This window comes from Flavobacterium sp. YO64, assembly GCF_004119505.1.
GTDB lineage: Bacteria > Bacteroidota > Bacteroidia > Flavobacteriales > Flavobacteriaceae > Flavobacterium > Flavobacterium oncorhynchi.
On record NZ_NRQV01000007.1, the window covers coordinates 151,588 to 173,796 of the forward strand.

13 protein-coding genes and 1 pseudogene are annotated in these 22,209 nt (G+C 35.6%); 3 read left to right on the plus strand and 11 right to left on the minus strand.

What is annotated here, in order from left to right; all coding sequences use genetic code 11:
* Window positions 1–2: 2 nt before the first annotated feature.
* From BOW57_RS20860 to BOW57_RS07090, 5 genes and pseudogenes are all read right to left on the minus strand, one after another.
* Window positions 3–2,024 (minus strand): annotated as a pseudogene (locus BOW57_RS20860) (glycoside hydrolase family 2 TIM barrel-domain containing protein); the annotation flags it as partial.
* Window positions 2,025–2,228: 204 nt separating this feature from the next.
* A complete protein-coding gene (locus BOW57_RS07075) occupies window positions 2,229–3,353 on the minus strand; it encodes a glycosylase (protein WP_129053544.1) in 1,125 nt (374 codons plus the stop codon).
* A gap of 200 nt (window positions 3,354–3,553) precedes the next feature.
* Window positions 3,554–5,236, minus strand: a complete 1,683-nt coding sequence (locus BOW57_RS07080) for a hypothetical protein (protein WP_129053545.1) — start codon at window positions 5,234–5,236, stop codon at window positions 3,554–3,556.
* Between the two features lie 177 nt (window positions 5,237–5,413).
* Window positions 5,414–7,600 (minus strand): family 78 glycoside hydrolase catalytic domain, encoded by a 2,187-nt coding sequence (locus BOW57_RS07085; RefSeq protein WP_129053546.1) that lies wholly within the window; start codon window positions 7,598–7,600, stop codon window positions 5,414–5,416.
* A 514-nt stretch (window positions 7,601–8,114) separates the two neighbouring features.
* A complete protein-coding gene (locus tag BOW57_RS07090) occupies window positions 8,115–8,933 on the minus strand; it encodes a helix-turn-helix domain-containing protein (protein WP_241687406.1) in 819 nt (272 codons plus the stop codon).
* A 100-nt stretch (window positions 8,934–9,033) separates the two neighbouring features.
* Here BOW57_RS07090 and BOW57_RS07095 point away from each other — a divergent pair, with 100 nt between their 5' ends.
* Window positions 9,034–10,245: an MFS transporter gene (locus tag BOW57_RS07095; protein ID WP_129053547.1), complete on the plus strand. Its 1,212-nt coding sequence runs from the start codon at window positions 9,034–9,036 to the stop codon at window positions 10,243–10,245.
* A 378-nt stretch (window positions 10,246–10,623) separates the two neighbouring features.
* On the opposite strand, the gene BOW57_RS07100 is transcribed toward BOW57_RS07095, so the two are convergent.
* The 3 genes from BOW57_RS07100 to BOW57_RS07110 form a co-directional block, all read right to left on the minus strand.
* The gene (locus BOW57_RS07100; protein WP_129053548.1) at window positions 10,624–12,204 is read right to left on the minus strand and encodes a sodium:solute symporter; all 1,581 of its coding nucleotides are present in this window, start codon (window positions 12,202–12,204) and stop codon (window positions 10,624–10,626) included.
* On the minus strand, window positions 12,201–13,265 hold the full coding sequence (locus BOW57_RS07105) for a Gfo/Idh/MocA family protein (protein WP_129053549.1): 1,065 nt from the start codon (window positions 13,263–13,265) through the stop codon (window positions 12,201–12,203). The genes BOW57_RS07100 and BOW57_RS07105 overlap by 4 nt, the downstream gene beginning before the upstream one ends.
* Before the next feature lie 92 nt (window positions 13,266–13,357).
* Window positions 13,358–15,871, minus strand: coding sequence for an L-rhamnose mutarotase (locus BOW57_RS07110; RefSeq protein ID WP_129053550.1), 2,514 nt, complete (start codon window positions 15,869–15,871; stop codon window positions 13,358–13,360).
* Between the two features lie 429 nt (window positions 15,872–16,300).
* Between BOW57_RS07110 and BOW57_RS07115 the strand changes: the two genes are divergently transcribed.
* Together BOW57_RS07115 and pelA are read left to right on the plus strand one after the other, a co-directional pair.
* Window positions 16,301–17,983: a glycoside hydrolase family 28 protein gene (locus tag BOW57_RS07115; protein WP_129053551.1), complete on the plus strand. Its 1,683-nt coding sequence runs from the start codon at window positions 16,301–16,303 to the stop codon at window positions 17,981–17,983.
* Window positions 17,984–17,996: 13 nt separating this feature from the next.
* On the plus strand, window positions 17,997–19,184 hold the full coding sequence (pelA, locus tag BOW57_RS07120; protein WP_129053552.1) for a pectate lyase: 1,188 nt from the start codon (window positions 17,997–17,999) through the stop codon (window positions 19,182–19,184).
* A 95-nt stretch (window positions 19,185–19,279) separates the two neighbouring features.
* Here the strand turns inward: pelA and BOW57_RS07125 are convergent, their stop codons facing one another.
* The 3 genes from BOW57_RS07125 to BOW57_RS07135 form a co-directional block, all read right to left on the minus strand.
* Window positions 19,280–20,110, minus strand: a complete 831-nt coding sequence (locus BOW57_RS07125; RefSeq protein ID WP_129053553.1) for an amidohydrolase — start codon at window positions 20,108–20,110, stop codon at window positions 19,280–19,282.
* 6 nt (window positions 20,111–20,116) lie between these two features.
* Complete coding sequence (locus BOW57_RS07130) at window positions 20,117–20,914, minus strand: SDR family oxidoreductase (protein ID WP_129053554.1); 798 nt, start codon at window positions 20,912–20,914, stop codon at window positions 20,117–20,119.
* A 213-nt stretch (window positions 20,915–21,127) separates the two neighbouring features.
* Window positions 21,128–22,141 (minus strand): zinc-binding alcohol dehydrogenase family protein, encoded by a 1,014-nt coding sequence (locus tag BOW57_RS07135; RefSeq protein ID WP_129053555.1) that lies wholly within the window; start codon window positions 22,139–22,141, stop codon window positions 21,128–21,130.
* Window positions 22,142–22,209: the final 68 nt, after the last annotated feature.

The following is a 22,209-nucleotide window of genomic DNA, read 5'->3' on the forward strand; positions in this document are numbered from 1 at the left end:
ACAATTCCTTTTGTATTGAAGTTTCCATCGTGGTATTTCTCGCCAAAATCTCCTCCGTGTGCAAAATAATTCTGACCTGATCTGGAATCAAATTTTACGATTCCCTGATCTTTAAATTCCCAAATACAACCTCCAATCACTCTTGGAAGCGAACGGAATTCATCCCATAATTCTTTTAAATTTCCAACTGAATTTCCCATCGCATGAGAGTATTCAACGAAAATAATCGGACGAGTATCTTTCTTTTGATCTACTAAAAATTTAGGAGTGAAAACGCCTGGATAAAAACGGCTCACCATATCGACATACGAATCATCCTGCGGATTTTCGAATCGGTACGCATGATCGATCGTTTTTGGATATCTAGGATCAAGCGGATCGATATAACCATCTAATTTTGCATTTCCCTGCGCTGGTTCGTAATGAACTGGACGCGTAATATCAAAATCATGAACCCAGCCCGACATTGCAGCATGATTTGGTCCTTTTCCACCTTCATTTCCTAAACTCCACATTACAACTGATGGATGGTTTTTATCTCTTTCGACCATTCTCGTCATTCGTTCCATATAAGCATTTGTCCAAAGCGGATCATTGCTTAATTATCCGCCAATTCCATGTGTTTCCTGATTGGCTTCGTCCATGACCATGATTCCGTATTGATCGCATAATTCGTAGAAATAAGGATCGTTTGGATAATGGCTTGTACGAATAAAATTGAAATTAAACTTTTTAATCGTGGTAATATCTTGTTTGATATCTTCTCTCGTAACGGCTTTTCCTCTTGTCGGATGATGATCGTGACGGTTTACACCATAAACGTAAGTTTCTTTTCCGTTGATGAGCATTTTTCCATTTTCTTTTGAGAATTCAATCGAACGGAAACCCACTTTACAGCTTTTGGCTTCTGTAACATTGCCGTTTTTATCTTTTATAGAAATGACCATCGTATACAAATTCGGCTCTTCTGAACTCCATTTCTTCGGATTTTTGATCGTTTCCTGAAAGAATCCGAAACGAACATTATCCAAACGAGGATAACTTTCATTAATCAAATCAATTACTGGTCTTTGAAGTGGTTCTTTGAACATTGAAGTATTATTGGCATCATATAACTGCACATTCATCGTATAATCTTTGACTTTTTCTCCTGTAAGATTTTCTACTTTTGGGCGCAGTTTAAAGATCGCATCGGTATATTGTTTGTCTAACTTGGTTTGAACAAAGAAATCCTGAATACGCAGTTTTGGCTCAGCCATAATAAAAACTTCACGCTGGATTCCGCTCATGCGCCAGTGATCCTGATCTTCTAAATAAGAACCATCTGTCCAACGGATTACACGAACAGAAACTACATTTTCTCCTGCTTTTAAATAAGGCGTAACATCAAATTCTGATGGCAGAAAACTGTCTTCGCCATAACCTAAAAATTCTCCGTTTAACCAAACTTCAAAACCTGAACTTACAGCTCCAAAATGTAACGTAATCGTCATATCTTTCCAGTTTTCAGGAACAGTAAAAGTTCTTTGATAAGAACCAACTCCATTATAATCTTTAGGAATATAAGGCGGATTTATTGGTCGAAACGGATAAACGGCACTTTTGTAAATTGGATTATCATAGCCTTTCATTTCCCAATTTGAAGGCACTTCGATTTTATCCCATCCTGAAACAGTATTTTTATAGAAATCTTTAGAAGCTTCTTTTAGGTTTACAGCATATTTAAAATCCCAATCGCCGTTTAGCATTTGGATTCGGCTTTTGGTTCTGTCGCCTTTTAATGCGTCTTCTACACTTGTGTATGAATAAGCAGTTGCTCTCGATGGCTGTCTGTTAATACTTGTAATCGTTGGATCTTCCCAAGGCGCGAATTCGTATTTTTTGTGCAATTCTGGAATTCCTGCCGGCTCTCCTGTTACGGATTGTGCCTGCGTGTAAGTTGTGAATAGTAAAATTACAGTCAAAAAGTCGAAAGTCGAAAGTCGAAAGTTGAAAAATTGCTGAATATGATTGGTTTTAAACATTATTTTATTTTTAGTTTTTTTGTCATTTCGAGGAACGAGAAATCTTCGCGCGATAATCTACAAAGATTGGTAACCATCCTGTGTGGAGCTACTTGTGGAGATTTCTCCTTCGTCGAAATGACAAAACTGGGTCTTTATTTATTTTGTGTAATTAAACCTGACAGGTTTAAAACGTACTGTATCTTAATTCTTTGTACTTCCCTCTTAATTCTTCTTCTTTTTCTCCGGCGGTGCTACAAAATTCAATTTGCTTTTTCCTAAATCTTTAGACGTTGCAATGGCAATTCCTCTTTGTTCTGCTTTGTTAACGGCACAATAAAAATGATAAACAACGCCATCATGTTTTACCACAAATGATTTATGCGCAAACATATCATCGTAAGGTTCAGAAGATTTAACTAAATCATCTCCTTTCCAGTCGGTCCAGTTTACTAAATCATTTGAAACCGCAAATCGGTTAAATGCTCCTTGATTCCAACCCGTCCAAAAAGCTCCAAAATAGAACATCACCCAAGTATCATTAATACGCTGAATATAAGCATCACCCGAAATTCCTTTATGATGATTGATTAAAGGTTTATCGCCATAACGTTTCCATGTTTTCATATCGTTTGATACCGCCATAGCAATGCGTTCTGCACCTTTAGCCGGATTTATACTATCACCACGAGCGTTATAATACATGATAAAATTGTGTCCTGTCAGTTTGTCTTTATCACGGATCACGCTGTTTTTGTACATTGTGCTGTTATCCCACCATTTAGCATCTTTATCTTTTGGCGTTAAAACGGGATTTTCAAGTCTTTTAAATTCGTGTGGTTTTGTCGGTGCTTCTTTGGTATATGCCATTCCGATTGATAAAACGCCTGCTTCGTAACCTTTACTGTCTCCGCCGAAATAGCTCATCCAATATTTGTCATCGTACTTTTCCCATTCGTAGCTACCACCCCAAGTTGGGTCTTGCAACGAGATATATCCAGCTTTTTGGTTGACATCCCAATGTTTTTCATTTTCTGAGAATGACATTACTTTTCCTAGATATTTCCAATCTAAAAGATTATCGCTTTCAGCTAACCAGGTTTCGTAACCTCTTCCGTCGTAAATTAAATACGTCATGTACCATTTTCCGTCTTTTCTAAATACACTCGGACAATCCATTTTGTATGAGTTGTCAGTTGGAACCATTACCAAACCGTATTTATAAGGCGTTTTGATTTCTTCGTAAATCTCCTGCATTACGGTTTCGTTGATTTCTCTTTTCTTGTATTTGGTTGCACAGCTGGTTATAGCAAGTGCTGAAATGGTTAGGATTAGGTATTTAACTTTCATTTTTATCTTTTTTTGCCACGAAGGCGCTAAGGCTCTAAGTTTATTTTTTTCTTTGTGACTTTGTGTCTTTACGAGATTAATTTCTAAGCTTATATTTAGGTCTCGCAAAGTCGCAGAGTCTCAAAGTTTTTTTTCTCTCGCAAATTTTGCAGATTTAGCTGATTTTTTATCTACCTGATCTGCAAAATCTGCGGGAAACTTTAATTTATTTTTTTCAATTCTTTTAATTTAGATTCCATTACGTCTTTATTCAATTTTACTTTTACCATTCCTGTTGGATGAAATCTTCTTTTCAAATCGATTGCATTATATACTATGGTATAAACGTCATTTCCTTCTGGGATTAAACACAAAGGCGTTCTCATAATATCCCACCATTTATCTACTTTAGTTTCGATTGGTAAATAATGTGCTTCTGCCCAATTGATGCCGTCTGCTGATAATGAATAGGCAATCATGTTTGGTAAATGATGTCCCCAGCCGTCTGGACCTCCGTCGAAAATCGCGATGTACAGACCGTTTGGTAATTGACTAACTATTGGATTTTCTACAAACTGCGGATGCATGGTTTTAATTGGTTCCAAACCTTTGTTCATTCTTAACCAAGGACCTTCTAAACTTTTAGATTCGGCTAAAGCTACAAACCAGCCTTTTCCTGATTTTTTCGGATAATCTGCCCATGAATTGAATGGATATGCACCGCTGTAAAATCCGAAGTATTTATCGCCAACCTGATATGGAAAAAACGAAGCAACACCCTGACGTCCTTCCCAAGGCTGAGAATCTAATCCTGGTTCCATAATTATTCCCATATCTTTATATGGCCCGCCAATTCCGTTGATTCCTTCTACAGTTGATTCGCAACGCCAAATTCTTCCGAATGAGTGATTTGGTTCTATTGTTTTACTTACGGTATAAGCTAAATAATATCCGTACCATTTGTTTGCTTTTTCATTGAAAACTGGCATATATGACCAAATTGCACCACGACGATCATTCATTGGGTTATCATCTTCCGTAACGGCATAAGTTCCGCTTGCTTGATAAATTGTGGATTCTCTTTTCCAATGGATTGCATCTTTACTTGTCCAATGTCCGATTTTGGTTTTTACACGATCATAATAATAGTCAACGCCTTTTTCTCCCGCTCTTTCGGTTGGAAACATATGATACGTATCGCCGACTTTTACAACACGTCCACCTTCAAAACCTCCCTGAATTCCTTCTGTCCCTGACATTCCTTCGTCTATAACAGGTTTGTTTTCTCCGCCAATAATTTCGAAAAGTGGTTTTTCATCTGAAAATCCTTCTACGACAAAAGTTGGATTCCAAAGTTTTCCGTCTGGTAATTTTGCATTTCTTGGTTCTAGTTTTTCAGAATCTTTAACAACTCCTAAAACTGCAAATAATCCTTTTCCAAGATTTAAAGTTTGTGTTCCTTTTGAGAAAGAAATTGCATAAACATTTACGGAAGGCAAGCCTGTAATCGTTAATCCGTTTTCTAAAATTAATTTGGCATTTTGAAGTTTATCGGCTTGAAGATACTCTGAATTACTTTCCTGAAAAACACCAATCAAAACCGTAACAGGTTCTTTAAATTTTAACTGTAATGGAGCATTGGTTCCGTTTTTATATTTATCTAAAGGAAGTTCAATTCCCTGTAAACCTTGCAGTTCTGGGGATAAACGAACAATATTGTGTTTACTTCCTGAAAAAACGTGAGAATATTGTGTGGTCTTGAAAGTTTTGTAATTTGATTTTACGATTTCGAATGACGCTGGTTTCCATGCAGAAGTTTGTGCTGTGACCTGGATGCAGAATGCAAAAAGCATTAGGAAAGCGGTTCTAAATTTGAAATTGTATTTGGTACTTTTTGAAAACATTTTTTTTATTTTTTATTAATTCCAGAATTTCTACAATCTTGTCATTTCGACGAAGGAGAAATCCTCGTTTGCTGAGCACGCTTGCAGATCAAACTTTGCGGAGTTACTTGCGGAGATTTCTCCTTCGTCGAAATGACAAACTAGGCGACTAAGAACTAAGCACTAATGACTAGTCACTTAAATAGCCTTATAACTCACTTTATACTCCACATTCGGTTTTACAATCAACTGATATTTATTTTTTGCTAATTCTGTAATGGTTCCTGAGTTTGTTTTGGGTTTGCTGGCACTTTCAAAAATCAATTTTCCTTGTCCTTCGCCTGCTTTCACTTTAATTTCTTTGGTACTACAATACACGGCAACTTCTCCGTTTGGTGTTGGCACTTTTCCTTCCATCCATTTTAAACCGCCTAAACTTGGTTTGATTTCGTATTCTAAATAACCTGGAGCGGTTGGTTTTACACCTAAATAATATTTTCCTAATAAGTAAATCGGACTCGCTCCCCAAGCGTGGCAAAGGCTTTTCCCGTAAGGACGACCGTACATCGTTAAATGCTCAGTTCCTTTTTTATTCGGATTATATTCTTCCCAAAAAGATGTTGCGCCTTCATTCAGCATTCCGCCCCAATAATCTTTCATTTCTTTTAAAACATAATCTTGTTCGCCCATTGCGCATAATGCTTCCAACTCGTAAAAACGCATGTACGGTGTTGTGATTTGAAGAACATCTTTATTCAACAACACTTTACTTTTTACGCTCTGTTTTTGTTCTTCATTAAAATAATTGAAGAAAATACCGAACATATTAGCGTATCTGGTTACAATACTTTGCATTTTACCATCGATACGCTGGTGTTTCATTACGTTTTCCTTTTTATCCCAAAACACATCAAATAATTTCGTTTTTAAATCATCACCTAATTTTTGATATTGTTTTTGGTCTTCAGTTTTACCTGCAATTTCGGCACTTACAGCCATCGCTTCTAAACTTCTTGCTAAAAGCATTTGCTCAAAACTAACTTCGCCAGTTTTTGGAAGTCCGTCAGCCCAGTCAATAAAAACCCAATCGCCTTCTAATGGTTCCAAGAAGCCGTTTTTATTTCTTCTTTCTAAGCAGAAATCCATAAGCGATTTCATTCTTGGATAAAAAGTTTTGATGAATTTTGTATCGCCTGTGTGTAAGTAGTAATCGTAAACGCCTACAAACCAATACAACGAATAATCCATTATAATGTTTACGTGAGCCGTAACAGGATCTTTTCCGCGAAGTGCTAACATAGTTCGTTCTACCGAAGCCGAATCAAAGAATAAATAATAATTCATTAAATAACTCTGATAAGCATCGCCAGACCAAACCCAACGATCGCGTTTAATTCCGTCAATAAAAAATTCACGAGACGTTAAATGCATCGTGTAAGCCGACACATCCCAAATTTTATTCAATTGTTCATCCGAAGATTTGAATGCACCACGATAGTCTAATGGCAGATACTCATAAAGCATCGAAATCGAATCATATTTTACACCTGCATCTGCTTGTACCTGAACATAGCGGAATGCTTTCGAACCATCATGTGTATAAGTTTCAGATTGTTTTCCATCAAAAGATAAATGATCTAAAGTTTCGCATTTGGCAGAATCTAAAGCTTCTTCACGAGATTCGCCATAATACAATGCTAATTTACCTTTTCCTTTTAAACCATGAATTTTAATGTAACCAAAAGTTTCTTTACCAAAATCTAATAATTGACCAGCTCCTATTTTTTCTGTTTTTTTAGCGCTTAAAGGTTTGGTTGTTAGTTTAAACTGAGAAGGTTTATTTTCTGGAGAATTAAAATTCCAAGAACCAACAGGAACCCATGGCGTACCAGATTGTTGTGCTTTTCCAGTTTCATCAATCCAAAGTTTATCTTCATTGGTTACTTTCCAAGATGCATCAGATTTAACATAATTACCAGCAATATAAATAGCCGGCAACACTTCTTGATTGTAAACTTTAAAAGAAATTTTGTGTTTTCCGGCAGGAACTGTGATTGATTTTGGCTGTCCGTAAATTTGAACGCCGTCTAATAGTAACTGAAAAGGTCCTTCTGAAAAGATTTTCACCTCGTCTGGCTGTGGAATATCTACTTCTGTTTGAAAAGTTACCAAAGCATAAGGACTATAGTATTGCCAAAGCGGAGGAAATACCGCTTCACGTTCTGTACGCCTTACTTGCATTTTATTGCTTAACCAAACTTCGAAATCACCTGGATACCAGATCCATGTCGCTTCTTTTGATTTTTCCTGTGCAGATGACAGAGAACAGAATAAAAAGGCAACAAAAAGAAGTAAAGTCCTAAAAATAGAAAAGCGGTTTAGCATAGTTAGTTTATTTTGGGACTAAAGATAAGTGTTATTTTTACATTTCACAACCTGTAGTATCCTGTTATTTCATAAAAAACTATGATTCTTGATAAATTTTTAAGGGAAAAATTATGACTTATCACTTTTTTAGTACTAAAAAAAATGATGTTAGAATTTTAGAGGACACCGATGAGACGGATTCGCTATCGCGAAGACACGGATGAAAACGGATTTTTCTTTTTTTACTATTAATAGCTTTGCCAAAGTTTTGAAATTAAGAATATAAGAAACTTTTATATAGGCTTAAATTTAAAGCCAGCTTACGCATTTTTGTCATTTCGACGAAGGAGAAATCTTCGCAAGTAACTCTGCAACGAAAGCCCAATCTTTGTCGAGCTTCTCGTGGAGATTTCTCCTTCGTCGAAATGACAAAGATTGTGCTATTTTGGATAACTAAAAGAAAAAATCCGTCTAAATCCAAGTCTTTACGAAGCAAATCCGTTTTATCCGCGTTCTAATTTAGGCTAACAATCTAAGCAATCATTCTCTCAGATTCGTTTTCATCTTCCAAAATATAGTTAGAAGGTGTTTTGCCTAAATGCTTTTTAAACATATAAATAAAGGCGCTTGTAGTTTCGTAACCTAAATTGAAGGCGATTTCTTTAATGGATTGCTTTTCACCCAACCGTTTTATGGCTTCTAACAATTTTAATCGGGTGCGCCAGTCGCTGAAATTCATTCCCAGTTCTTTAATAAATAAGCGGGATAAAGTTCTGGCACTCATAAAAGAAAGTTCGGCGTAGTATTCTATCGTGTTTTTGCTGGCAATATCTTCCATTAAAAGCTCGACTACTTTTTGAAGTCTTTCGTGATTGGTTGTTGGCAAAAAAGTAGCGCTTGGTTCAATTAAAGCCACTTCGTCTAAGAAAACTGCAATGATTCTTTTTTGCGACGGAGTGAGATTTCCTTCTATTCCGAAAGAAATAATTTTAAAAACCAATTGCTTTAAAAACATCGGAATATCAAATGAAAAACTGTTTGTAGGCAATCCTTCCATTGCAGACGGATCGATAAAAACGCTGTAATAATTAACGTCCTTCTGAAAAGTAACCTGATGTTCTACGCCACCCGGAAGCCACAAGCCCTGCAACGGATTTACAACCCAAATATGATTGCCCACTACAACGTTCATTACGCCGCGAGTTGCATAAATTAACTGACCTCTTGGATGTGAGTGCGAAATACACATTTCGTTGGTTACCATTTCGGTATAGCCAATAACAGGAATCGATGGATCTACTCTGTATCCATGTTCCTGCGCCATTCGATATGTCCGAATCTGGTTATTCATTGTCCAAATATAGCAATTCTGACATTAGTATTCTTTTAATCTTTGCAAAAAAATAACACAATTGTTGTTTTAACACTAATTAAAATTAAAAAAATAACGCATGGACACTATTAAAGCAAATCCTGATATAGTAAAAAAAACAACCTACTCGATCTTATTCATTATAAGTTTTTCTCATTTAATTAATGATCTTTTACAGGCTCTAGTTCCTTCAATATATCCTCTTTTGAAAGAAAATTTTAATCTAAGTTTTACTCAAATTGGTATTATCACTTTAACTTACCAAATGGTTGCTTCAATTTTACAACCATTTGTGGGCATGTATACTGATAAAAACTCGAAACCATATTCATTGATTATCGGGATGTGTTTTACGATGGTTGGGCTATTTCTTGTTTCAATTGCATCTAGCTTTACTTATTTATTATTGTCAGTAAGTTTAATCGGAATTGGATCTTCAATTTTTCATCCAGAATCTTCGCGTGTGGCGCATTTAGCTTCAGGCGGAAAAAGAGGTTTGGCACAATCTATTTTTCAATTGGGAGGAAATGCAGGAAGTGCAATTGGTCCTTTATTGGCAGCGTTTATTGTAATTCCCCATGGACAATCTTATATTGCTTGGTTCTGTATTATCGCGTTAGTTGGTGTTTTCGCTTTGTACAAAATTGCAATTTGGTATACGGCACACTTATCTGAAAGAAATGCGAATAAAGCTTCTCATAAAATTGAAACGCATCATTTGTCTAAAAATAGAGTAATCGGTTCGTTGATAATTTTATTGGTTCTTATTTTTTCTAAATATTTCTACATGAGCAGTATTACGAGTTATTATACTTTCTTTTTGATTGATAAATTCCATATCTCCATTCAACAGTCACAAGTATATTTATTCTTGTTCTCGGGTGCCGTTGCTGCTGGAACTTTGATTGGAGGACCAATTGGAGATCGTTATGGCAGAAAATATGTAATCTGGGTTTCTATTTTGGGTGTTGCTCCGTTTACTTTGATGTTGCCTTACGTTTCTTTATTCTGGGTTGGAACTTTATCTGTAATTATCGGATTGATTCTTTCTTCTGCATTCTCAGCGATTCTGGTTTATGCAACTGAATTAATGCCTGGAAAAGTCGGACTTGTTGCGGGTCTTTTCTTCGGATTTGCTTTCGGAATGGGCGGTTTAGGTTCTGCTATTTTAGGAAAAATTGCCGATGCTACTAGTATTGAATATGTATTTAAGATTTGTGCGTTTCTGCCTTTAATTGGGGTAATTACTGGGTTCTTACCTAATTTGGAGAAGAAAAAGAAGGTTCAGTAATTTTTAATGTCACAAAGTCGCTAAGGCGCAAAGTTTTTTTTAAAAAGTTTTAATTGCGTCCAGCTTTAGCTGGATGACAAATTAATTAGGAAGCTCAAAAGGCTTTAGCCAAAATATCTACAATTTGGCTAAAGCCTTTTTATATTCTTTTTACATATACCTCCAGCTAAAGCTGGAAGCAATCCATAAAAAACTTTGCGTCTTAGCTCCATATAACTATCGGGATTGCGAGCAAAATTTTATCTGTATATTTACAATCTTTTTCAAAACATAGCCCGTGGTTTCAACCACGGGAAACGTATTTTTATAAACGTAATGTCATACATTGCGTCCCCGTGGTTGAAACCACGGGCTATATTTGAAATTCTTTAATTTTTATTAATGTCCATTAAAAACCAAATACAAAGCCAAAATCGTCAACCCCAACAAACCAAACAAAAGCTTTACCTTTTTACTCGTTTTAGGAACATCCGTTTCATCTGAAACATTAACTTCAGGATTTTTATCGGTTAAAGAAATAATAACTGCTGTAATTAAAAGTACCGCAAAAATGTAAAAGGAAATCAATAAAAAGTGAGGCCAAACCGGATATTTATCTGCGGGGAAAATCCATAAATATAAAACCCCAACAAACAAACTAAAAGCCGAACCCCAAGAAAGCGTTGCATTTACGGCTTTTTTGGTAGTGCGTTTCCAGAAAACACTCAAAAGGAAAACAACAGATAACGAAGGCGCCAAGAAACCTAAAACCGCCTGAAAAATGTTGAATAAATTCTGTCCTTTGATATTATCAATCGCAACAGCAATCAAGATCGCAAAAACACATCCTGCAGCAATCGTTAAACGACCAATTTTAATCTGATCCTGAATCGTCGCCGTCGGGTTGATTTTCTTTACATAAATATCATTCGTAAAAACGGTGCTTAAAGCATTTAACGAAGAACCAATTGTTCCCACCAAAACCGCAATCATCACACAGATTACCAAACCGTTCATTCCGCTTGGGAAAAGGTTCGTGACCATTGTCATATAAGCCAAATCAGAATTGCTTCCTAATTCGGGATATAACGCATAACACAAAATTCCGGGAAGAATAAACAAAGGCAAAGCCATAACTTTTAACCAACCAATAAAGTTTACGCCCAATTGTCCCTGTTCTAGGTTTTTCGCTCCCAAAACACTCTGCACCATCGATTGATCGGTACAGAAAAAAGCAACCGCTGCTACCGGATATCCTAATAAAATTGCAGGCCACGGATAATGCGCATCATCTGAAGGACGGACTAAGTTCCAAAAATTAGAAGGTGTTTTGGCAATTAAAACATCAATTCCACCTAATTTCTGTAAACCTAAAAAAGAAAGCGTCAATGAAACTACAATCAGTAAAATCATCTGAAAAACATTCACTTTTGCAATTGCTTTTAATCCTCCTGCAAACGTAAAAATTCCAGAGAAAATCACTAAAACGGTAACGCTCTGCCACATTGGGATTCCCAAAATCTGACGAACTAAAACACCTCCGCTGAATAATCCTAAAGACAACCAGCTTACCAATATTTTTACCAAAGCATACCAAGCTAAAATATTCTGAGTACTGTCGCCGTAGCGTTTTCCCATATATTCGGGCATTGTGCTTACTTTACTCGCAATATATCTTGGCGCAAAAACCATCGCCAAAAGCAATAAGAAAACAAAAGCGTACCATTCGAAATTTCCTGCTACAATTCCCGTAGCGTAACCGATACTCGCAAAAGCCAATAATGACGAAGGTCCAACATTGGTTCCCCACATATTAAACCCGATGCTGTACCAGTTTAAGGAATTTCCGGCCAGAAAAAGCGTTTCGTTTTTCTTTCTCTGTTTCATACTTACCACATATCCAATGACCAATAAAGCCACTAAATAACCCGCAACAATTACAAAATCGAGCGTGGTTAATTTATCGTAGATACTGTTCATAATCCGTATTCGTTAAGAATATCGGCAATTTTAACCGGCATTCCAGTTTGCAAAGATTTATCCATTGCTTGTAATAAAGCCACAGTTCCAATTCCTTCTTCCATGTTTGGATAAGCTTCAAAACCTTGCTCGATACTATCTGTAAAGTATTCTAGGTAATTCTGATATTCCCCGCCGTGATGGCTTTGCCCTTCAAAACGGAAATAATATTTTATCGTGCTGTCGCCCCAAGTAATTACTTTTTCTTCTCCCGTTCTATCTGTAATAGCATAACGTAATTCGTGATAATCGGCTTGACTTGCTCCTTCAGTTGCTCTTAAAATCGTGCTCATTCCGCTGTCACGTTGTGCAGGCTGAGTCGGCGATGTATAAACACCGCTTACACGGGCAATTCTTCCATCGGTTGCTTTGAAGATAAAATGCATTGTATCTTCATTCTTCAATCCTGCATTTTGTCCGTTACTGCTAATCATTCCGTACCCCATCACTTCCTGAATATTTGGCAAATACCATCTGATGAAATCTACGGGATGACTCAAACCTCCGTACAACCATTTAAACGATTGCAAAAGCGACCATTCTTTCTTTAAAAACCATCTGTGATCGGCATGATATTGCGCTTCAATCGTAATTAAATCTCCAATTAATCCCGCTTCATAATCAGCTCTTTGTCTTTTGGCTGGTTCGAAGAAACGGGAACTTTGTCCGATAAAAACTTTCTTTCCTGTTGATTTACTTAATTCTAGTAATTCCTTTGCATCCGAAAGATCATCAATAAAAGGTTTTGTACAAACAACGTGTTTTCCATGCAACAAAGCTTGTTTTACATGTTGTGCGTGAAGATGATCTGGCGTATAAATCGCAATAATATCAATTGATTCATCTTTCAATAAATCATCGTAATTGGTGGTGTACGAATGAAAATCGAATTCTTTTGCTCTTTGTTTACACAATTCTTCGTTTCGGTCGCATATTTTAACGAGTTCTAGTTTTGAACTTTCGATTGCGGCCGACATTGTGCTTCGTCCTTCTCCAAGTCCCAGAATGGCTATTTTTAACATGAGGTGTGGTTATTTTAGATTGTTGATTTTGTTTTTTTTTGCCACATTTAAACCCGACAGGTTTTAAAAACCTGTCGGGTTTATTGTAACGTTTATTTTTTTGCTTCTACTTCTACTTTATTCAAAAAAATCCAGGTTTCGTCTGGTTTTGCGCCATCGATTCCGCTTTGGTATTTTTTCATTAAAGCATTCCAGTCGTCTACGCGAGGATTGTTTTGCGTTGTTTTTGGATTTAATTTATCCAAATTTTCGCCTTTCGGAATACTGATTACCAAAATTAATTGTCTGTCTTTTTTGAAAACCTGTAATTGCTGAAAATCAGCATTACAGAAACCTTTGGCTACTTCTGGCCATTTTTCGAATTGTGTTTTATGATACTCCACATATTCTTTTTGCAATTTTTCATCAGCAGGAAGATTGGCTGTTAAAACAATATTTTCCCAATCTGATGCTGGTTTTGAATCTTTACATCTTTCAAAGTTTTGGAAATCATAAACCAAATCTTCATAGATTTTAATTTCTAAAGAAGGAAAAGCTCCTGCCAATTTTCTCTTCGTTCTTTCTGGCTGATTCATTTTTCCGTAAATCACCAAATGATTTTTCCATTGGTACAATTCCTGACCTACGATTCTAAATCCGGTTAAAGTCGATTTGATTTTTTCGATGTCAAAATCAGAACCTATCAATTCGATTGCATATGGTTTTGGCATTTCCTGTAACCCCCATTTTTCATCAATAACAACTTCTTTTTCTAAATCTTTGTAAGGTGCTCTGATTCCCGCAGCATCTTTAATTTTAGTGCTTACATAAGGATCATTGTGTTCCCAGATATTTCCTTTTGGACCGTTATGGTTTTTTAGGATTTTTTTCTCAGCAATCCAGTTGTTTTTAATCGTAAAACCTTCACTTCCTTCATCGGTATACAAATACAGCCACAAAAACGGATCGTGTGCATACGGACTATTATAAACCTTGTCTATATAATTTTCTTCAATTCGGCTGTTTGGCTGAGCCGAAAGTGTATAAATTCCTGCAACATCATGTAAATGTTTTGCGTAGTGATGAATTTTATTTCCTAGAATTTTATTGTTCTGCATCACGTTTGGCGTGTGCGTCCAACCCCAGCCCATTGCCATTCCAGAATACGAAACATCCGAAATTTCGTTGTGTTCAATCGTAATATTTCGAACAAAACCAGCGCTAATTCCCAGGGTTCCCCAATCTTCATTGGTTACATTTGTAATTAAATTATCTGAAATCACTTCATCCGAACACATTTCTCTTTCATCTTTTATGATTAAAGGCAAATGCGCTTCAAAAGCTTCTTCAGAGAAAACACCAACGTTGATAGCACTTCCGCCAATATCTTTAAACAAATTTCCTTTTACAGTATTATGATTTGTTCCTTTATTTAAATCTAAACCAGTTGAAGCTAAATGTTCAAAACGACACGATTCAAACTGAATATTATTGGCATAATTTACTTCGACTGCCGAGCGAGGTCTTCCTACCCAAGCCTGATTTTCTAAACTCGCCTGATTTGGCGTTCCTGGCTGTTTCAATTTATAAGCATCCAATAAATACATACCAGATTGCAAAGGCACATGACCTTGTTCTGAAGGACGAAGCCAATTGCTGTATTGAAATGAAATTCCTTTAAATTGAAAATGATGTACAGGAGAATCAATCGTTCCTTTTACTTCAACCAGATTTTCCAAAACAGGAACAGTAACTTTAACCGAATTAATATCTTCCCCTTGACGTGGAATATAATAGACTTTAGCATTCTTTTTATCTAAAAACCATTCTCCGGGTTCGTTTAATAATGAAAGAGCATTGTTTAAATGAAAAGCAGAATTTCCGTTGTTTTTAGAAATCCACGGTGCAGGCCAAGGATGCTCACTTTGAATTCGGCTTTCAGGCTCTTCAAACGAAAGTCTGGCGCTGTCTTTCTGTACTTCAATATTTTTAATTCTAAGGTTCGCAATCGACCACCATTGCACGATAAACATTTCCATTCCCGGTTCAAACTTAACCGATTTATCTTTAAACGGAATCCAGCAAGTCTGCGATTTATGATCCCAAGACAAAATTCTCTCCATTGTATTTCCTGCCGTACTTTTGGCTCTAACGGCTTTTTTTCCGTTTACCCACAATTGTCTGTAATTGATTAATGAACCCGCTTTTTGAGGCGCATCAGCTACCCAAAACGTTCCTTTTTTACCATTTAAAATATTAACTTTTTTCCAATTTTTTATTTCAATTCCACCGCTTATAATGGGTTTAGCATTTACATCAGCTTCAATTGTTGTTGGACTTTCGGCGGTTCCAGAATCTTCTGGTCGTACAAATAAAGGTTCATTTAAATAATACGTTCCGTTCATCACTATAATACGAACACCGTCTTTAATTGATGGATCTTTTAATCGGCGTAGTTCTCTGGCTTTTCGCATTGCCATATGAACAGTTGCCAGTGGATTTGATTTTGTTCCAAGGTTGGAATCTTTTCCAGATGGTGAAACCCAAATTTCTGCAGCGTTTGCCGAAAAAATTGTAAATACCGTTAAAAAAACGATTAGTAATTTGTTGAAAGGAATTAAACGCATTATTTATAGTATTGATTTTTTTATTGGGATAAAATTACGAGGCATTAATTTTAAGTATTATTATTTTTACAAATAAATGTATTTTTAACACTTTTACCAAATAATTAGGACAATTTAAAAGAATATAAAATGACAGGTATCCTGTACCCTCCTGTAATTAAGATAAACATCAAATTCTTGCACTATCTTTTAAGCCAAAACTCCAAATAAAAATCTTAATTAATTTCCCATAAAAAAATTAAATTCATAAAAAATCTGTTATAATTAAATCAAAATTGTCGTTTCATAATATTTTTTAATAGATTTGTGTAATCGATTACATTATTAAATTATAGTTTATACGGGATTTTTTTATTCATCAAATAAAAAAATAGCAGATAAAAAACCTAGCCGACATCAAAAGTAAATTTTAACCATAATACAATTCTAATGAAAACTAACCTGACTAATCTTTTCTGTACAGCTTTGACCATTCTGGCAGCAAGTTTTTCTGTACCAGCTTTGGCACAAAAAGCATCTGACACTTACAAAGACATTGAATTTAAAATGACCAAAATAAAAGAGCCGGTTATTCCTAAAAACAGTGTAAACATAAAAGATTTTGGTGCCGTAAACGGCGGTTATGTTTTAAATACTAAAGCTTTCGCCGATGCTATAGATGCGGTTTCTAAAAAAGGCGGCGGAAAAGTTATTATTCCTCCTGGAATCTGGCTTACAGGTCCAATTATCCTAAAAAGCAATATTGAATTACACGCAGAAAGAGGTGCTTTAATAAAATTTTCTACAGACAAATCTTTATATCCTATTATCGAAACCAATTTTGAAGGCTTAAATACTTGGCGTTGCATCTCTCCAATTTATGGCAAAAACCTTGAAAACATTGCTTTTACAGGAAATGGTGTTTGGGATGGTTCTGGAGAAGTTTGGAGACAGATTAAAAAGAGCAAATTAACTGAGAGCCAATGGAAAGAAGCTATTTCTAAAGGCGGTGTTTTAAATGCACAAAAAACGAGCTGGTATCCATCAGAAACCTTTATGAATGCTTCTAAAGGTGCAGATCAAAATGTGCGCCCTGATTTAAAAACTAAAGAAGATTTTGAAAAAATTCATGACTTTTTACGACCTGTATTGGTGAGTATCCAAAACAGTAAAAGAGTTTTATTTGACGGCCCTGTTTTTCAAAATTCACCTGCTTGGAATATTCATCCTTTTATGGTGGAAGATTTAATCGTTAGAAATGTAACGGTTCGTAACCCATGGTATTCTCAAAACGGAGACGGTCTTGATATAGAATGCTGTAAAAATGTTTTGGTTGAAAATTCAAGTTTTGATGTCGGTGATGATGCAATTTGCATTAAATCAGGAAAAGATAAAGATGGACGCGAAAGAGGTATTCCTAGCGAAAATATCATCGTAAGAAACAATATCGTATATCACGGACACGGTGGTGTAACGGTTGGAAGCGAGATGTCCGGCGGTGTAAAAAACCTGCATGTTTCAAATTGTACTTTTATGGGAACTGATGTTGGTTTACGCTTTAAAAGTGCACGCGGAAGAGGCGGTGTTGTAGAAAACGTATTTATTTCGGATGTTTATATGACCGATATTCCATCGCAGGCTATTTCTTTCAATTTGTATTATGGAGGAAAATCAATAGCTGAAACTTTAGAAGAAGGCGGAGATAAAATCATTAATAAAGCAATGCCTGTAACGGTTGAAACACCTCAGTTTAAAAATATTTCGATTAAAAATATTACGATTAAAGGTGCTCAGCAAGCGGTATTTTTACAAGGTCTTCCTGAAATGAATTTGGAGAACATCGAAATTTCAAACTTAACGGTTACGGCTGAAAAAGGATTTTCGATTATTGACGCAAACGGAATCAAAATCACCAATGCAAAACTAGATATCGAAAACAGTAATGTATTTGAAGTTTACAATGTAAAAAATATGTCTTTAAAGAATGTCGAATTCAATTCTACATCTCCTAAAGCTGTAAATATAAATGGTGAAGGAAACGCAAATATCGAATTGGTTTCTTCTAAAAATTTAGATTTTTCAAAAACAACTACACTTGGAAATGATGTTCCAAAAGGAGCTGTAAAATTTTAATCACAATTTCAAAATGAAATTTATCAATAGTTCAAAAGCAGTTGTTTTAAGTCTTTGTGTTTTCTCGTTTCTACATTCAAACGCGCAAAATAACAAAGAGGAAAAATCAGTAATCAGCACAAAAGTTTTTACAGATGGGACCAATCATTGGTACCATATTAAAGACAAAACTAATATCGTAAATCCAATTCCGAATCAGCCTCAATATGCTGAAACGGATTATGCTAAAATTGCTGATAATATTTTGCTTTTTCAGCGTAATAATGGCGGATGGCCGAAGAATTATGATATGAAAGCGATTCTGACTCCAAAGCAAATTGATACGGTTGTTGCAACCAAACCAATTCTGCATACTACTTTTGACAATGAAACGACCTACACACACGTCAATTATCTGGCTCAGGTTTATACTTTGACTAAAGAAACCAAATACAAAGACGGTGCGTTAAAAGGAATTGATTTTATTTTGGAAGCGCAATACGGCAACGGAGGCTGGCCTCAATATTTTCCTTTAGAAAAAGGTTACAGCCGACATATTACATTTAATGACGGTGCTTATATGGGCATTATGAATCTTTTGAAAAAGATCGTAAACAATGATCCTGATTTTGCATTTATTGATGTAAAAACTAGAAAAAAAGTAACTGAATCGTACGAAAAAGGAATTGACTGTATTTTAAAAATGCAGATTAAAGAAGATGGAAAACTTACGGCTTGGTGCCAACAGCATGATGAAATTACGCTTTTACCTGCATGGGCGCGAAAGTTCGAACCGCCAAGTATTTGTAATGCCGAAAGTGTTGATGTCGTATTGTTTTTAATGGCAATCGATAATCCGAATGAGAAAATTATAAACTCTATTCAGGGAGCTGTAAAATGGTTTCAGGATTCTAAAATATACAATACCAGAGTTGAAAGTTTTCAGGCTCCGGAAATGGATTCTAAATACAAAAAAATTACCAACGATGTGCGTGTCGTAACTGATACTGCTGCACCGCCAATCTGGACGAGATATTATGAATTAGGAACTCATAAACCTTTATTCTGTGATAGAGACAGCCAGTTTTTGTATTCTTTAGCAGAAGTCAGCCGCGAACGCAGAAGCGGTTACGCATGGTATACGGATAAACCGGAAAAGGCATTAAAGAAATATACATCTTGGCAGAAGAAATGGGGCTCAGGAAATGATGTTTTTAAATAATTTTCCGCAAAAAATAAAAAATATTAGCCACAGATTACAGGATTTTCACAGATTTTTTAATCATTTTAATCCTTTAATCTGTGGCAAAAAATCTATTATAGATTATAAAATGAAACCGCATTTTTAAACCAAATCTTATTTTGATCTTCGATAGAGAACTTCGAAATATAATCCTCTAAAGTTTTTACAACCTCTTTATAATCAGAAGCAATATTAAGAACCGGCCAATCTGAGCCGTACAGTATTTTATCTGTTGAGAAATTTTCAAAAATCACATCCAAATACGGCTTTAAATCCTCTGGTGTCCAGTTTTCCCAATCGGCTTCGGTTACCATCCCTGAGATTTTACACCATACATTGTTATATTTAGCAATTTCTTCGATTCCTTTTTTCCATGAATCAATACTTCCTGATTTGATATCTGGTTTAGCAATATGATCAATTACAAACTTTTGATTCGGAAAATCTTTTACCAAACTTATCGCAGCCGGCAATTGACGATGAAAAATCAGAATATCATACGTAAAATCAAACTCTTTTAAAGCTGAAATTCCATTACGAAAATCTTCTCTAAACATAAAATCATCAACTTCGCCTTGTACAACATGACGGAATCCTTTTATTGCTTTATTCGAAGAAAAATGACATAAACGTTCTGAAATATTATCTGCACGAAGATCAACCCAGCCTACAATTCCTTTTATAAAATCATTTTTAGATGCCAAATCCACAAGGAAATTGGTTTCGTCTTCAGACTGACTTGCTTGAACTGCTACACAACCAGAAAACTTATTTTCTGTAAGCAATGGCAATAAATCTTCTGGCAGGAAATCTCTTTGAATTTCTGACATACTTTCATCAATCCAGCTGTCTCTAACGGGATCAAACTTCCAAAAATGCTGATGAGAATCAATTCGGTTATTCATTTTGAATTAGTTTACATCGTTGATTAAAGCACGATCTAAGTGCACATAACCTCCATCTACAAAAACAAATTGTCCTGTTGTATGCGAAGAACGATTAGAAATAATGAAAAGCGCCGTATCTGCAATTTCTTCTGTTTTAGTCATTCTGCCTTCAAACGGAATACTTTTATTGATTTTCTTTAAAACAATTTCTCCGTCTTCCAACGTTTTAATCCAATCTTCGTATGCAGGAGTATAACTTTCAGCAATAATAATAGCATTAGAACGGATTCCGAATTGAATTAAATCTACCGCCCATTCTCTTGTAAGTCCTAAAACGCCGCCTTTTGCAGCAGCATAACCTGACGTTCCGCCTTGTCCCGTTAAAGCTACTTTTGAACCAATATTCAGGATATTTCCTTTTGATTCTTTTAAGTATGGAAGCGCATATTTAACCAGTAAAAAATAACTTACTACATTTAGTTTTAATGAATCCATAAATTCCTCGTAAGAAGCATCTAAACCAGCACCGTCATTTACACCAACATTATTGATGACAGCATCGATTCTTCCGTATTTTGCTACGATTGTTTTTACAGCATTTTCTATTTCTACAGGATCAGTTACATCAGTCTGCACAAATAAAGAATCAATTCCTTTTTTTTGAAGCTTTTCAGCATACGCGAAACCTCTTGCATTTCGATCTACCAAAACAGGAATCGCACCTTCATCTGCAATTCGGTTAATGATTGTTTCTCCAATACTGCCTTCCTTTCCAGCCGAACCAGAAACAACAACTATTTTATTTTTTAAGTTTAAATCCATTCTTTGTGGGTATTTAAAGTTATATTTTCCCTCATTTTTGTCATTTCGACGAAGTAGACCCGAGCAATAGCGAACAGGCGAAGCAAATCTCCACGAGTAGCTCCACCAAGAAATTCGCCAATCTTTGTTGAGTTTCTTACGAAGATTTCTCCTTCGTCGAAATGACAAACAGTACTTTACAATATACTCTTAGTCTTAGTCTTAGTCTTAGTCTTAGTCTATTTCAATTAACGCTTTGATGACATTGTTTTTTGGATCGATTAATTGTCCGAAATCAGTAATCATTTCAGAAAAACTTGTTCTATGTGTAATGTACTTTTTAGGATCTATTTTGCCTTCTTTCAAGCATTTCATTACATATTCGAAATCTTCAATAGTAGCATTTCTGCTGCTCATTAAAGCAGATTCTCTTTTATGAAAATCAGGATGACTGAAACTTAATTCGCCTTTTTGAAGTCCAACTAAAACAAATCTTCCGCCATGCGAGATATAATTGAAAGCACTGTTCATTACTTTCTGATTTCCAGTTGCATCAATCACAACATTCGCCATATCACCATTTGTTAATTCAGCTAGTTTTGCAGTTACATCATCATTTAACGGATTGATCGTTTCATCCGCATTCAATTCGGTTTTACAGAAATTTAATCGGTAATCATTGATATCCATCACGATCACTTTTGCTCCAGCAATTTTAGCAAACTGAATCAATCCAATTCCAATTGGTCCTGCTCCCATTACCAAAACCGTATCCGTTGACTTTACAGCCGCTCTTCGTACTCCGTGCGCCGCAATTGCCAATGGTTCAACCAAAGCCAATTCATCATAATCTAATCCCTGCCCATGAAGTAAATATTGTTCTGGAATCGAAACATATTCAGCCATTCCGCCGTCAATATGTACTCCAAAAACTTTAATATTTACACAGCAGTTCGTTAATCCGTTTCGGCATGCAACACATTTTCCACAATTGAAATACGGAATAAAAGTTACTTTATCACCTAGTTTAAAACCTGCAGCATTTCCTTTTACATATTCTGCAGCCAATTCGTGACCCAAAATTCTAGGATATTCAAAATACGGCTGAGTTCCGCCAAAAGCATGAATATCAGTTCCACAGATTCCGATTCTTTTTATTTTTAAGAGAACTTCACCTTCTTTTGGCTCTGGAATACTGGTTTCCTTTAATAGAAATTCCTGCGGTTTTTCGCAAACAATATATTTCATCTTTAATTTTTTTTTAACTAACTCGTAGGGTACAATTCGTAAAAATTTTATTTAAACACATAGAAACA